At 41.7% G+C, this 12,493-nt stretch carries 17 protein-coding genes; 7 read left to right on the top strand and 10 right to left on the bottom strand.

Annotated elements, in window-relative coordinates; genetic code table 11:
- Nucleotides 1–47: 47 nt before the first annotated feature.
- The 3 genes from R7D93_RS21895 to R7D93_RS21885 form a co-directional block, all read right to left on the bottom strand.
- Nucleotides 48–515, bottom strand: coding sequence for an H-NS family nucleoid-associated regulatory protein (locus R7D93_RS21895; RefSeq protein WP_053409928.1), 468 nt, complete (start codon nt 513–515; stop codon nt 48–50).
- An 82-nt stretch (nt 516–597) separates the two neighbouring features.
- A complete protein-coding gene (locus tag R7D93_RS21890) occupies nt 598–876 on the bottom strand; it encodes a hypothetical protein (RefSeq protein ID WP_053409929.1) in 279 nt (92 codons plus the stop codon).
- Nucleotides 877–878: 2 nt separating this feature from the next.
- On the bottom strand, nt 879–1,166 hold the full coding sequence (locus R7D93_RS21885; RefSeq protein ID WP_053409930.1) for a hypothetical protein: 288 nt from the start codon (nt 1,164–1,166) through the stop codon (nt 879–881).
- Between the two features lie 285 nt (nt 1,167–1,451).
- Between R7D93_RS21885 and R7D93_RS21880 the strand changes: the two genes are divergently transcribed.
- On the top strand, nt 1,452–1,745 hold the full coding sequence (locus tag R7D93_RS21880; protein WP_053409931.1) for an HU family DNA-binding protein: 294 nt from the start codon (nt 1,452–1,454) through the stop codon (nt 1,743–1,745).
- 18 nt (nt 1,746–1,763) lie between these two features.
- Complete coding sequence (locus tag R7D93_RS21875; protein ID WP_053409932.1) at nt 1,764–2,321, top strand: hypothetical protein; 558 nt, start codon at nt 1,764–1,766, stop codon at nt 2,319–2,321.
- Nucleotides 2,322–2,371: 50 nt separating this feature from the next.
- Here the strand turns inward: R7D93_RS21875 and R7D93_RS21870 are convergent, their stop codons facing one another.
- From R7D93_RS21870 to R7D93_RS21855, 4 genes are all read right to left on the bottom strand, one after another.
- Nucleotides 2,372–2,941, bottom strand: a complete 570-nt coding sequence (locus R7D93_RS21870) for a DUF1420 family protein (protein ID WP_258520375.1) — start codon at nt 2,939–2,941, stop codon at nt 2,372–2,374.
- A 157-nt stretch (nt 2,942–3,098) separates the two neighbouring features.
- Nucleotides 3,099–3,224: a hypothetical protein gene (locus R7D93_RS21865; RefSeq protein WP_258520374.1), complete on the bottom strand. Its 126-nt coding sequence runs from the start codon at nt 3,222–3,224 to the stop codon at nt 3,099–3,101.
- Nucleotides 3,225–3,233: 9 nt separating this feature from the next.
- A complete protein-coding gene (locus R7D93_RS21860; protein WP_053410867.1) occupies nt 3,234–3,719 on the bottom strand; it encodes a lytic transglycosylase domain-containing protein in 486 nt (161 codons plus the stop codon).
- Nucleotides 3,709–4,101, bottom strand: a complete 393-nt coding sequence (locus R7D93_RS21855; RefSeq protein WP_053410868.1) for a hypothetical protein — start codon at nt 4,099–4,101, stop codon at nt 3,709–3,711. Before R7D93_RS21855 ends, R7D93_RS21860 begins: the two co-directional genes overlap by 11 nt.
- Nucleotides 4,102–4,188: 87 nt before the next feature.
- Between R7D93_RS21855 and R7D93_RS21850 the strand changes: the two genes are divergently transcribed.
- Genes R7D93_RS21850 through R7D93_RS21840 form a run of 3 tightly spaced genes read left to right on the top strand, consistent with a single transcriptional unit; the run spans nt 4,189 to nt 5,752 of the window.
- Nucleotides 4,189–4,833, top strand: coding sequence for a hypothetical protein (locus tag R7D93_RS21850; protein WP_053410869.1), 645 nt, complete (start codon nt 4,189–4,191; stop codon nt 4,831–4,833).
- On the top strand, nt 4,833–5,324 hold the full coding sequence (locus R7D93_RS21845; protein WP_157052410.1) for a hypothetical protein: 492 nt from the start codon (nt 4,833–4,835) through the stop codon (nt 5,322–5,324). Before R7D93_RS21850 ends, R7D93_RS21845 begins: the two co-directional genes overlap by 1 nt.
- A 2-nt stretch (nt 5,325–5,326) precedes the next feature.
- A complete protein-coding gene (locus R7D93_RS21840) occupies nt 5,327–5,752 on the top strand; it encodes a hypothetical protein (RefSeq protein ID WP_053410871.1) in 426 nt (141 codons plus the stop codon).
- A 54-nt stretch (nt 5,753–5,806) separates the two neighbouring features.
- On the opposite strand, the gene R7D93_RS21835 is transcribed toward R7D93_RS21840, so the two are convergent.
- Together R7D93_RS21835 and R7D93_RS21830 are read right to left on the bottom strand one after the other, a co-directional pair.
- Nucleotides 5,807–7,369: a hypothetical protein gene (locus R7D93_RS21835; RefSeq protein ID WP_276404783.1), complete on the bottom strand. Its 1,563-nt coding sequence runs from the start codon at nt 7,367–7,369 to the stop codon at nt 5,807–5,809.
- A gap of 164 nt (nt 7,370–7,533) precedes the next feature.
- On the bottom strand, nt 7,534–8,838 hold the full coding sequence (locus R7D93_RS21830) for a DUF945 family protein (protein ID WP_053410874.1): 1,305 nt from the start codon (nt 8,836–8,838) through the stop codon (nt 7,534–7,536).
- 196 nt (nt 8,839–9,034) lie between these two features.
- On the opposite strand from R7D93_RS21830, the gene R7D93_RS21825 reads away from it, so the two are divergent.
- Both R7D93_RS21825 and R7D93_RS21820 read left to right on the top strand, forming a co-directional pair.
- Entirely contained in the window at nt 9,035–9,484 is a 450-nt protein-coding gene (locus R7D93_RS21825; protein WP_053410875.1) for a hypothetical protein, read from the top strand.
- A gap of 215 nt (nt 9,485–9,699) precedes the next feature.
- A complete protein-coding gene (locus R7D93_RS21820; RefSeq protein WP_053410877.1) occupies nt 9,700–10,404 on the top strand; it encodes a DUF2726 domain-containing protein in 705 nt (234 codons plus the stop codon).
- A gap of 406 nt (nt 10,405–10,810) precedes the next feature.
- Here R7D93_RS21820 and R7D93_RS21815 read toward each other — a convergent pair whose 3' ends face one another.
- On the bottom strand, nt 10,811–12,400 hold the full coding sequence (locus R7D93_RS21815; protein ID WP_072161415.1) for a hypothetical protein: 1,590 nt from the start codon (nt 12,398–12,400) through the stop codon (nt 10,811–10,813).
- Nucleotides 12,401–12,493: the final 93 nt, after the last annotated feature.

The raw sequence follows: 12,493 nt of genomic DNA, 5'->3' as shown, positions 1-12,493 counted from the left end.
ATCGGGTAGGGATGTAAAAAGCCTCCCGAGTGGGAGGCATTTAGGAATTATTCTTCGTCTTCTGGTTCTAAGTTACGAGCTAGACAATCTTTATCGATGTTGACCCCTTTCTCTATGAGGTCAGCAAAATACTTTGGTGTTCTACCTTTGCCGTTCCAGCGATGTTCTTCGCCTTCATCATCAATATGTAAGTACTTTGGTTTGCGCGGTTTCTTGCCTTCTTTTTTTACCACTTGATCTTGTGACCCAGTGCCAGTCAGGTCGGATTCTGATAACCCTTTGGCTTTCATCATCTCTTTGACTTCTTCAATACTACGTTGTTTTTCTTCCTGGGCTTTGCGTTCTTCTTCTTCTTCAATTTCGCGCTCAAGAATAAGCTCTTCTAAGCGATCTTTCATCGCAATCATCGAAGTTGAATCAGAGCCCTTAAGATACTTACGCATACGTCTGATTCTGCTCATGACACTCAAGAATTCAGCTTGAAAGTCTTCTACCGCTTCTTTTGGATTAGCCACCTTGCTCACCTCTATAGAAAATAATTACTTATGTCCGATAGCGAGTATATAGCAGTAGTAGAAATAATGAAAAGGAAGAGGCTTACTTAAGCCTAGCTTTTGCGTAATCATTAAAAGTTTTGTTACTAAAACTTTTAATGTTTGAAGGTTCAGGTGATGGTTCTTGAGTAGGTTGGTATCCATTGATTGGTGCTATACGCACATTTCTTGGAATTTCATAACTGGCAGTGCGACCGTCTGCCAGTTCGATTGAGGCGCCTTGAAATCGACCAAAGTACTTAGCAAATAGGGACAAGTCATCTGTCATTCCCGCCTCTGTAGCAAGTTGAAAGAACTGCTTTCTTTCGTCAGCAAGTGACATCTTTATGCATTAACTTGCTGCGATGCAATGATACTTTGCAGTACATCTGATGGAAGTTTACTTAACTCTGAAATTTGACTCGCTCGGATCTTTGATTCTTCTTTTCTTGCTTCGTTTTCTTCGATCAAGTCTGCACACCAAGTCTTTACATCATCAGCCGACACCTTTTCCAAAATTCTATTGATGATAGAAGGCTGAGTTAAACCAGTCGCTTGACGGAACTGGTCAACGTTTGACTTAGCTTCTTTAGTAAATTGAAAACTTGTTGAGGTTGAGGACTCTGTACTCATATTAAAAACGCTTTTTATTGAATGTGTGGTTAAGGATACATTTGAAACATAGGTAATTTCAAGATGTAGATGACATACAGAGAGATTTTACCATGTTAGTGAATGACAAGGAGTACAACAGCATCTCAATGAGTTATGTGTGATCTATCGCTTGTTCAGTAATGTCCGATGTAATTGCCAACTATGGCTTGACCAGAAGTTATTGAATTTCATATTACATAGTCGTTGATTTATTTAAAACGCAAGGTGTAGAATTCGAAAGACATGCTTGGTGTAGGAAGTGTTATGTATCAAATTGGAAAAGTATCAACGAAAGAATTAGCTCTCAAATTGGCAGAGAAAAATAATCAACTTACCGTCGAAGAGTTCGAGAAGGCGATCAAGGTTGTCATGAATGATATTGCTGGTGGTATTGAACGTGGTGAAAGAACCGAGATTAGAGGGTTTGGAACATTTTCACCCGTAATATATAAACCTGGTACAAAACGAAATCCACGAACTGGGGATACGCTTTCTACTGGTTACCGCGGCAGAGTGCACTTCAAGCCGGGGAAGGCTCTTAAAGAATCAATCATGTAGTTTACTGGAGATTTAACGTTGAAAATTAATCGTACATTTCTTGATGCAATGTCTATCCTAATTGTACTGACATATATCGAATTAAAGTACACTCACTTCTTTATCGAACAAACACAGCTAACGGATAGCATGGGTTCACTGTGTATCATTGCTCTAATCGTGCCAATTTTGTCGATCTTGTTTCGTATTACAGACCGTTTGAACAAGATTGTTAGAAATGATCCTTTTATTATGTACATCTACGAATCTAAGATTTTAATGAAATGGAAAGGGCAAGAGAATGGTATTGCGCTAGATGATACTGTTCTCGATCTCTTGCATAACGATAGACACGCGTTAGAGAAGCTGATTCAGAAAGGTATCGCTGAAACTGCTAAGGAACTACCTAAATTTCTACCTAGCCCACTTGTAGTGGTTATTACTGAGCTTAAGTTTAGCAACCTTGAACGGGAGGCTTTAGGTGGTGCGATTTGCAACGCTGGTGCTATCGAGATGACTTTTAGTGAAAGTAACGATAGTCGTGACATCGAACTGGCCGCGAAGAATGCAAAAATTAATGATTTGCTCGATAGATAATTGAAACAGCTGGAACTAGAAAGGGTGGCTCAGGCCACCCTTTTTTATATTTAAAACCGACAAAGCTCTCTCATTATATCTACCTCAAAGCTATAGGGTGATCTTCCAGTTCTGGCTATTGCCTCGTAAAGCTTGATGGCCCTTTCAGATCCTTTTAATTTATCAGAGTCAAGAGTGACTTCTTTAAGTGACTCTTTCACATCAGTCAATATTGTGTTGTGTACTTTAAAGGTTAGGGGGTAGCGACGTTCAGCAAACTTATCGATTACCATAATCCCTGACAAAAAAACAAAAAATGCGAAAATTACACCAAGAATGAATTTTCCAATTATTACAGTTGGACTGAGGTATATAACCCACAAATACGCAGCTATACCAATAATCGTACTGATAATTCCCCATACCTTCCAAATTTTTGACATTCTTTTGTGCATGGTATCGTATTCATACCTGAATTGAGACACCTCTAATTGGGTAATAGGAGAGGCAATGTATTCATCAAGAGTTCTTTTAAATATCAATTTTTCTCCTAGAGAACATTTAACCAGCAATGCTGGTGGTTGAGTAAACATATGCTTTCTACCAAGTTGAAAAGTACCTTGTATATTTTCATTCGTCATATTCGCTCGTTGAATGGACTGGGACATTATCTGATCCCATTCACCAAGAATATCCTCAGTTCCATCGGTTTCGTAGGTTATCCCACACCCATTGCAGATAAGCCGTTCACGACCGCATGAATCATTTTCGTACTTAGCTGTTGAACCACAAATGCAATTAGTCATTTTTATTTTTATACGCAGAAATAGCGATAAGAAACACGATAGCTAAAGCACCAACTGGAACAATCCATTGGTATAGCGGAGAGCCTAGCAGAGTTGAATCTAACCAAGGGTTGAGCATAGTGACCTCTCATTGTCGTACAATATTAAAACCAGTACCTTCCTTCTCGGCACGGATGCGGTACGCTTTCATGACTTTCTGCAGGTAAATTAGTTTGTATTTCTTAGTCTTTGAATGGTAATGGCCAACAGCATTCCAAACACTTTGACCGTCTTTCAGCTCATTCAACCTTTGCTTTAGAACGCGGCCAGCAACCTCAAGGTTGAGGCAAACATCATCTTTGAGCTTCTGCCAAGTTACGGCAGGATACTCATGTTTGAACCAATACTCTTCAAACTGAATTGTGTTCACCTGCCCGGGACCGAGATCAAACGAACCATTGGACTCGTTATAAGAAACTGTTCCTTTCTTTCCCCGTTCGACATCAAGAATGGCCATCATCAATGTAGAGTCGAAATCGAGTTTATCAGCTGCTTTCTCTACACACTGCTCAATAACCATTGGTGCAACCGGAGTACCGCGTGCAACGTCATCGAGGGATATATCAATGACCATTCTTGGTTAATCCTAAGTAATGGTTAAAGCCACGGTGTATGAATGCAGGGCCGAGGCCGCACGCAAACCAAATTGTCAAATCAATTTCCTTCATCAATTCAAAGGCGTTACCTGTTACGTTGGAGTTCAATAGGAAGAACGCTACAAATCCACTAGCTAATTGAGGAAGTAGTAGGTACATGATGTCTATGCCGAATAACTTTTTTCGGTCCATCATCATGTAGAGAGCCGCGAAGTGGAACAGGAAAAGGCTTGAGAACAGCAAGCCGTATATCGACTGTGAAAAAATACATAGACAATACAAACCGATAACTGATCCAGTAGCTAGTCGGTCGCGTTTAATTTTTAGGTTTCTGATTTCTTCGTCATTTAAATCTGTCATTTTATTAATACGCTGCGCTTTGAAGTTGCAAGAAGTTTACCAACAACTTAGTATCTACACAAATAAACAGCAGTTGGAGCGTATAAGATGGCTTCTGAATTAAATGCAGGTGAGCGCTTGCAAAATCAGACTAAAAGCGTTGAGGAAACTGACCACTTACTAAGGCAAATTGAAAGTGCAGTATCTGAAACTAAGCGTGAGCAAGCAATACAGTTTTTAAAGGAGCACAAGGTCGCTCTTAGTGCTGCATTGATCATCACTGCCGGTGTTGCTTTGAATACGTCCTCAGTAAAAGACGTTTGGAAATGGATAAAGTTACAGGCTCAGGAAGCAATGGCGACTGGGCAGTTGCTGTCTGAAAACCCGATAGGCGTATTTAGGTCCACTTTCATCGGTTATTCCGGTGACATTGCAGACTATGACCAAAGCAAGTTGATCCCTCTAAAGTTTGATTCCATCACGCTTTATAAGAATGACGCGGTGCGGTTCAAATCTGAATTCATTGTTGAACCAAACGAGCTTCGATTCAGTGATTGTCCATTGATTATCGAGGGCATGCTAGATGGAGCTGATGGCGGTATCTCCGATGGAAACTACCTGACGGTGCTTGCATGTAGCGGCCAGCAATCACGTTTGCTTGAAAATTATCAACTACTCGCTTTCCCTCCCGAAAAGAACCAAATGCTTGCCCCGGCAAGTTACTACCTATACGAAAATACTAAGGCTGAATAATGCAGGATACATTTGACAGTGTGACGGTAATACCTACGAGTGAAGTATCTCTACCATGTCGAGAGTGTGGTGGACATGTTCAGGGTGTGGATGGCGATTGGCTTAACCTCGATGTCGGTAAACCTGAAAAGGGGATAGGTTGGTCATATTCAGTAATGGAATGCCCAAGTTGTGGAACAACATTCATGTTCAATCTCGCGGTAGTAGAGCAACCGTTAGATGATGAAATTGCCATTGATAACTGCCACACGTTTGAATCAGAGCGATTCGTACAGCTCCAGAAAGGTGACATTACGATTCTTGGCCATGAATGGTTCGGGGTAAATTTTCGAAACCCTCTTGGCAACTTTGAATCTCAATCTCAACCCGTTATGGCTGAATATTCTTTTGGCCCACTGAAATCACGTGCTCAGTTAAAAGACTTAGCGCAACAATTTACTGACGCGCTTATTTACCGAGTTCAAGTCGATAAGCTTACCTCTAAGGATTAAACATGAAATTTAAGTCATTATTCGTCGCCTTACTTGCCACCAGTACAATTTTGGGTTGCTCAAGCAAAGTAGATAGCACTGCAGAGGAAAAGCCAGCAGCAACGGTTTCGCCTGCGGTAGAGGCTAAGCTTGAAGAAGTCGCTAAGATTAGCCCAACGATTTCCCGAACTATCAGAATGGTTGGTCTTAAACGTGAAAATGAATGTGGTGTTGCATTCACAGAATCAGAAATCATGAATATTGGTCAAACCAACGCTTACTTTGGTTTCTTCCTTGCTTTAACTCACGTTGTTCCAGATAAAGACTTAGATGCGTTATTCACTACTGCCGAAAAATCGTTTAGCTGTGATAATGCTGAATGGATTAAGAACACGAAAGCGAGCATGGAAAGCTTTTTCTTAGACCGTCAAAAAGAAGAGCAAAGCTGAACGAAGAATAAAAAAGGCACCGAAAGGTGCCTTTTTCGTAAGTTGTTAAATTAGTTACTTACATCCTAAAAATGTTATCCCGCAGAACTGTCCTTGCATTGTTTGGTCCATTGTTATGTAAACCTTGCCCGGTTGGTTACATGCAGCACCTTCTGCTACAGGGAAGCTGTTCACGATAGTTCCACGTGCAGCTGCCCAGTTTCTCATGTAATCACAACTTTGAGGTACTTGTTGGCGCTCTTTAACCCATTTGGTTACTACTTTTGTCCCTGTAGCCCCTCTACTCTGAGTTGTATTAATGACGCGATTTTCAGGTCTAGTTGTGATCAGGGTTGAGCCTGCTTTGTATGACCACGTTCTCACTTGAGTTTGTCTACAGCTTCTAGTTTGTGTGAAGCGAGAACCACTGTTAACTGAACCGGTGCCCGGTGACCAGCCGCTACAGCTGTAAACGCCGGCTGAGTTTGAATATCCAGATACAGAAACTGTGATAGTCCGAGTTTCGTTTATTGTCAGTATTTTGGTGTTGTTCTGCAGAGCACCAACGCTACGGATTTCTCCAGTTACAGCATTCTTCTGCTGCTTCTGCTCAGTTCGTGTTTGATTCTGCTTGTAGCTGCGTGACTGGGTGAAATTGGACGTTTGGTTAACAATTGCTGGATCCCATGACGTATAGGAATGGGCAGCATCAACATTTGTCCACGTACCAAATGCAGAAGCAGTGCTTAACCAAGGGTTTTTAGTGCCTGGAACCGTCCGGTATTTAATGTCATCGATACTTTGTAGTTGAGGGTGAGTTCCAATAACCTCACTACCGACCTTATAAGTCCAAGTACGTGTTTGATCTTGCTGGCAGGTAAATGTTTGGTCAACGGTTAAACCTTCATAAGTTTCAGAGGCTGGTGGTACCCATTCGCCACAGTCATGCAGTTCGCCAGTGTTCACATACGCGTCCACCGATGCTTTCACATCCCTTGATACAGAAGCAGCGCGGTAATCGTATTCAGTAACAGGGTCACCGTGATTGCGGATCTCCCCGACGTTTGTGTCTTTGTCACGGTCTTGTCGTACTCTCGTATACACGTCTTTGTATTTACGAGTTTGCGTAAAGTCGGTCATCTGCTGAGCTAGGGGAGGAAGCCAGTTCTCATAATCCACATTCTGGCCAGAGTCGACCCACGGAGTGTAAGTCGGGTCAAAGACTTCCCAAAAGCGATCATCGATTGAATAGAGGCTAGGGATGTAGACTTCGTATTCTACCTTGCCGATGTCTTGTTTTCTCAATGGCGCCACTTCAAATTGGAGTACACCCATATTGAGTTCTTTTGACATTGGTAAGGTGCCACCTGGTTTAATCACCTTGTTATCTGCCCGAATAGAAAATGCGGCATCGTCAGGTAATCTGATCTCGAAATCATGAACACCGGTTGCGATATTTTCTTGCGCGGTGCGTAATACGTCGGATTTGAAGTAACCAACAGGGCCACCCTTACTGTCTTTTAGCATCCTATCAGATGGCAAAGTAATCGTGCCGTGACTTGCCGCGTTGGATACAAGAGGCAATGAAGCTAGGGTGAGTTGAAGTAATATTGATAAGTTGTTTAGAGAAGCGTTCATAATTGTGGCCAGTTGAAAACCGTCCATCAAATATATCTAATTTGTATGAATGCTATATCGTATAAGTGCCACGATTTATAGGGGGTTATTTAACGCTCGATACTTTCTATACACAAAAAAGGCACGATTAACGTGCCATAAATATGTTATCAATTTACAAGCTTCTAAAGTGGAATTGAACGTCCATTAACAGTAGCTTCGCCGTCAGAAACCTGGATATTAGTTTTGAAGACTCCATCGTTCCCTAACAAAGCAAACCCAGTTCGGCTTGCAGACTGAGCCGCACCTATACCAAACACCTTGTCAATTTCGGCTGCAGGTATCTGAACGTCTAAGTCACCTTTAATCACTGTGATTAGCCCTAGTGGGTTCAGCATTAGGTTAGGCATTTTTCCCTCTGGCAATTCAACATGCAGTTGAGTCGCAATGTTGCCGTTGTCAGTATATGCGACCATTTTATCAATGTTGAATTTCAGACCTGTTTCAAGCAGTCGTGCATACATCTTTTCCATTTTACTTGAAGCGAGGAAGTTTGGTGTGTCCGCTTGCATGACAACCTTCAATTCGTCGCTAAACTCTTCTACTGCACTTGTTTTAACATCATTCACGCTTGTAGTAAGTCCAACATCCTTCCACTGGATCACGCTGTTCTCCAGCTCTTTTGCAATGGCATTGAATGAGAAATGGTACTTTTCATCTTGTATGTAGGTACTTGATGAAAAACCAAGGTTAGTTGCCAACAAATTAATAGCATCGTTGTAATCAAGTTGCTTAAAGCTCGCCAAACTAATCTCTTGGCTACCTTCACAGATAGTCTTGCAATCGGTAAGTGAACCACGCCATTGATAGTTGATGCCCTCTAATTCCATCTTATTGCCAGTATTGCCACTGCTAGTCATTTTAATTGTGTCAGTACTGGTCTTTAGGATAGCGTCGCTACCATCGCTAGTAGATGTGAAATAGACGCGGGTAGGGCTGATCGTCAGTAGTTCACCGTAATTGATGTGATCAGTCATCGCTATGACATCAAAGTCACCATTAAAGCTATGCCTTGTCATAATTTGCCCCGGAATTGGCATGTGCTCCCCTTTAGGGATTTCTAGGTTCAAATTGTCGGCTACCAGCTGAGAAGTATGTTCATCGAACTGTAGATCATGCTTAATTTCGAAAGGGTATGAAAAATATCCAAGTTTATGTATTGCTTCCAGAACAATAGGCTCACCAGATGTTAATTGCTCTCCTAAAACACCTGACGCATTTGGCAAAATCTTTATGACGGTTTTTGCACTACTGTCAGTTAAACCAATAGAGAGCTGGTGGCTTTCTACTGAAATACCATCGATAGATTCCAACTTCGCTATTGTAGATTCGTAACTACTGTTTATAGCCATGTAACCATATGTGCCGGCGCCAAGAATGGCCAAGGCAGTACCTGTTCCTACAAGTAGGATAGTAGTGGATTTTTTCACAATCGTACCTTTTCAAAATTAAGTGCTGCTAGATATTACTACAATTTCAATGTTCAGCGTTATAGAATGAGGTAAATTTAATCAGACTTCTATATCTGTAAAAACTCCGTGATGAAACTTTAGCGTTATGAATTGCATATAGGTTTTATCTAACTAGACAATTTTGTCTATACACGTATGAAAAGAGGGCTCTACCTTGGAAAACGTTCAAGAAAATTCACTCGCAATGTCACAAGAGGACAACGACAAAAAGTGGTATTCATTTAGTAAGCGCAAAGGGGTATTCCTACTTGGTACTCTTGTTGCCGTTTCAGCATTCGGGTTATCGATGCAGCAACCGGGTCCAATCCTAGAAATGGATACGAAAGGTGTTGCTAGTTATGTCCGTTGCTCTGGCAGCTTGATTGCTAATACCGTAGACGAAAATGCTTGCCGCGAATACTTTGAAGGCTACCTTTCTGAGCGTATTAGCAAAACAGACAACTTACCTCGTATTGTTCCACTAGACATTATCGGTGCTACATATCAATCGGCACAGAATGCATTTAAAGAGCAAGGTTTCACGCCACTTAAGGATCTTGAAACTATCACGCAGCATAAAGTGCAGTTGCTGAAATCAGGTAAAGCGATCAGCGCGTCGTCTTAATATGGAATTTGATGTAGTTGGTTTTTTGGCGGGACAGTCATTAATTGTTATAGCTGGCCTTGGGATCGCCTTCCTACTCTTGGTTTTCAATAAGGCAAGGTTAAAGTCGAAAGCTCCCAAATGTCCAAAATGTGGATTGACTATGGTCACCCGTATTGCTTCGAAGGGGAAACACGAAGGCAAACCATTTTGGGGATGTCCTAACCATTTGAAGAATGGATGCACTGGCTTCCGTAAAAAATAACAAGTACCGTCCTCATGAGGGCGGTATTTTTATGGAGAAAATATTGAATATATCGAATTTACAAGTGGGGCTTGGGATCATTGCCCTCGCAACGATGGGATTAATGTTCATGAATCCTATCCTATGTCTAATACTGGCCCTGATAGGCATGGCTGTTATGTTTGCCTGGGAGCAAATAAAAAAATTGCTGAAACTTTCGGTATCACGCGATGACAGACTTAAAGATGCTGATGGGAACCTTGTTGATTACTCATTGAAAAGCGGATTGCTTACGAAAGCTGAAAGAAGCTTTTATGGTGTACTGCAAACTGTGGTACCTGACGAACTGGTAGTAATGAGCAAAGTTCGAATTGCAGATGTGCTTTACGCTACAAAAGGGCTCGATCGTAAAGATTCTGCCCGTCTATTTGCCAAAATTTCCAGTAAGCATTTCGATTTTGTTCTGTGCTTACGTACTGACTTGTCTTATGTAGCTGCAATCGAGCTTGATGACAGTTCACACCAGAAGAAGTCACGAAAGGATAGGGATGAATTTGTTGAACTTGCTTGTAAAAGTGCGGGGTTGCCGCTTTACAGATGTCGCGCACAATATGCTTACCAACCGGATGAATTGAGAAATTATTTGTTCGAGACTTCAACACAACAAAATTGGGATGAATCTAGTGCGAAAGCTTAAGCAATTGTTTTACGTCGCGGTGGCGATAATCACGCTCTATGTAGGATACAAGCTGACACAATACCTGTTTGCTTTGCTGGTGGTAGCTGCCATCGGACTATTCTTATACCTTAAGTTCAAGCCTAAGAAGCAACCTGTATAAGAGTCGTTGTAAATCAACCAAATAAAGAAGTGGCGCAATATTTAGCGCCACTTTCCAATTAAAGTACTCTGATGTATGCTATTCGCATACTGCTTTCAAAATCTTACATCCACCTCCAAACCACGCACACAACATCTTTTGCGGGGGTGTTCTTCTCTGAAAAACTGACATAGCGTTGGGGAAATAAACTCTATTCGTGAAGAGTTAAGCTGAACGTTACAAAAAAATAGGGCCGAAGCCCCATTTTATCGATTGTTTGTATAATTATCGTTGGCACTTATACAGTGCAAAATATGCATTAGGGTCTTTTATCGTGTAGTAGGTGTAACCATGTCCTTCTGGTGAGCATGCTTTGCCAGCTTGAGAGTCGTAAGCACTAGAGTTTACGATGGTATCGCCGTCTTCTCTGGCAAACGATAATTCATAACTCAATTCACCTCTATAAGTGTGATAGCTACCTGTCTTCACGAGTCTTAGTGTTGATTTTGTACCAACTGCAGAACGGTTAGGTGATAGGCTAACTGTTCTGTTTTCTGGTCGTGTAGTAATGACTGTAGAACCATCTTTATATGACCATGTTCTCACTTGCATTTGTGTACAGCCTTGAGTTTGTGTAAAACGAGTACCACTGCTTACAGTGTTTGCTGCAGGTGTCCAAGCACCACAGTTGTAGGCGCTTCCTGAGTTACTCCATCCGCTAACTGAGACAGCAATTGTCCGTTGTTGGTTGACCGTAACCGCTTTAATTGGATATTTGAGTTCACCAACGCTTCTGATTTCTCCAGTAACTGCATTTTTCTGCTGCTTTTGTTCCGTCCGGGTCTGATTCTGTTTGTAACTGCGTGACTGCGTAAAATTGGCCGTCTGAGCGACGATAGGAGGTTCCCAAGAAGATATTTGGTATGGTTCTCCAGTATTTGACCATTCACCGAACGCGGATGCAGTACTTAACCAAGGGTTTTTAGTGCCTGGCACAGTCCGGTATTTGATGTCATCGATACTTTGTAGTTGAGGGTGAGTGCCAATCACATAGCTACCTACCTTATAAGTCCAAGTACGTGTTTGATCTTGCTGGCAGGTAAATGTCTGGTCGACACTCAATCCCTCATAAGTTTCAGAGGCTGGTGGTACCCAATCGCCACAGTCATGCAGTTCACCAGTATTTACATATGCGTCCACCGATGCTTTTACATCTCTTGATTCGGTATTTGGGCGGTAATCGTATTCAGTAACCGGGTCACCATGATTGCGGATCTCCCCGACGTTTGTGTCTTTGTCGCGGTCTTGTCTTTCTCTCGTATAAACATCTTTGTATTTACGAGTTTGAGTAAAGTCTGTCATCTGCTGGGCTAGGGGAGGAAGCCAACTTTCATGCTCAACATTCTGGCCAGAGTCGAGCCACTTTGTGTAAGTCGGATCAAACACCTCCCAAAAGCGGTCATCGATCGAATATAGACTAGGGATATAAACCTCATACTCAACCTTTCCAATGTCCTTTTTCCTTAGTGGAGCTATATCAAGAGACAAAATTCCATTATTTAGGGTTTTCGATGAATTAAAAGTTTCTCCTGGTTTGACTTCTTGACCATCCACTTTAATGGCAAAAAGGGCATTAGCAGGTAGTCGAATTTCGTAATCATGTTCGCCAGTAGCAACGTTATTCTGATCAGTACGTAGAACTTCGGACCTAAAATAACCAATAGACATACCTTTCGAGTTCTGTAGATAGGTATCAGAAGGTAATGTGGTAGAACCTTGATTAGCAGCAAAGCTAGATTGCACGGTGAACAGTGAATAACACAGAATAAAAACGCTTTTGGACCTACTAACTGTAGGAGAGGAATAAAGTTTCATACTGGTTGTCTTGGGCATCCACAGATTGATCGGTCCCATTCAAACACGTTTCTGGACAAAAACAATTTAGAACAATAACTCTAATATTGAAGA

It is taken from the genome of Vibrio sp. YT-15, assembly GCF_033337445.1.
Taxonomy (GTDB): domain Bacteria; phylum Pseudomonadota; class Gammaproteobacteria; order Enterobacterales; family Vibrionaceae; genus Vibrio; species Vibrio alginolyticus.
The sequence above is the reverse complement of the archived record's forward strand: the minus strand, read 5'-3'. Positions and strand labels throughout refer to the sequence as shown.

Coding starts and splice junctions, on each gene's coding strand:
- R7D93_RS21890 (WP_053409929.1), bottom strand. CDS start 876: ATGTCACTTGCTGACGAAAGAAAGCAGTTCTTTCAACTTGCTACAGAG.
- R7D93_RS21885 (WP_053409930.1), bottom strand. CDS start 1,166: ATGAGTACAGAGTCCTCAACCTCAACAAGTTTTCAATTTACTAAAGAA.
- R7D93_RS21880 (WP_053409931.1), top strand. CDS start 1,452: ATGTATCAAATTGGAAAAGTATCAACGAAAGAATTAGCTCTCAAATTG.
- R7D93_RS21870 (WP_258520375.1), bottom strand. CDS start 2,941: ATGACGAATGAAAATATACAAGGTACTTTTCAACTTGGTAGAAAGCAT.
- R7D93_RS21865 (WP_258520374.1), bottom strand. CDS start 3,224: ATGCTCAACCCTTGGTTAGATTCAACTCTGCTAGGCTCTCCGCTATAC.
- R7D93_RS21860 (WP_053410867.1), bottom strand. CDS start 3,719: ATGGTCATTGATATATCCCTCGATGACGTTGCACGCGGTACTCCGGTT.
- R7D93_RS21855 (WP_053410868.1), bottom strand. CDS start 4,101: ATGACAGATTTAAATGACGAAGAAATCAGAAACCTAAAAATTAAACGC.
- R7D93_RS21850 (WP_053410869.1), top strand. CDS start 4,189: ATGGCTTCTGAATTAAATGCAGGTGAGCGCTTGCAAAATCAGACTAAA.
- R7D93_RS21845 (WP_157052410.1), top strand. CDS start 4,833: ATGCAGGATACATTTGACAGTGTGACGGTAATACCTACGAGTGAAGTA.
- R7D93_RS21840 (WP_053410871.1), top strand. CDS start 5,327: ATGAAATTTAAGTCATTATTCGTCGCCTTACTTGCCACCAGTACAATT.
- R7D93_RS21835 (WP_276404783.1), bottom strand. CDS start 7,369: ATGAACGCTTCTCTAAACAACTTATCAATATTACTTCAACTCACCCTA.
- R7D93_RS21820 (WP_053410877.1), top strand. CDS start 9,700: ATGGATGCACTGGCTTCCGTAAAAAATAACAAGTACCGTCCTCATGAG.
- R7D93_RS21815 (WP_072161415.1), bottom strand. CDS start 12,400: ATGAAACTTTATTCCTCTCCTACAGTTAGTAGGTCCAAAAGCGTTTTT.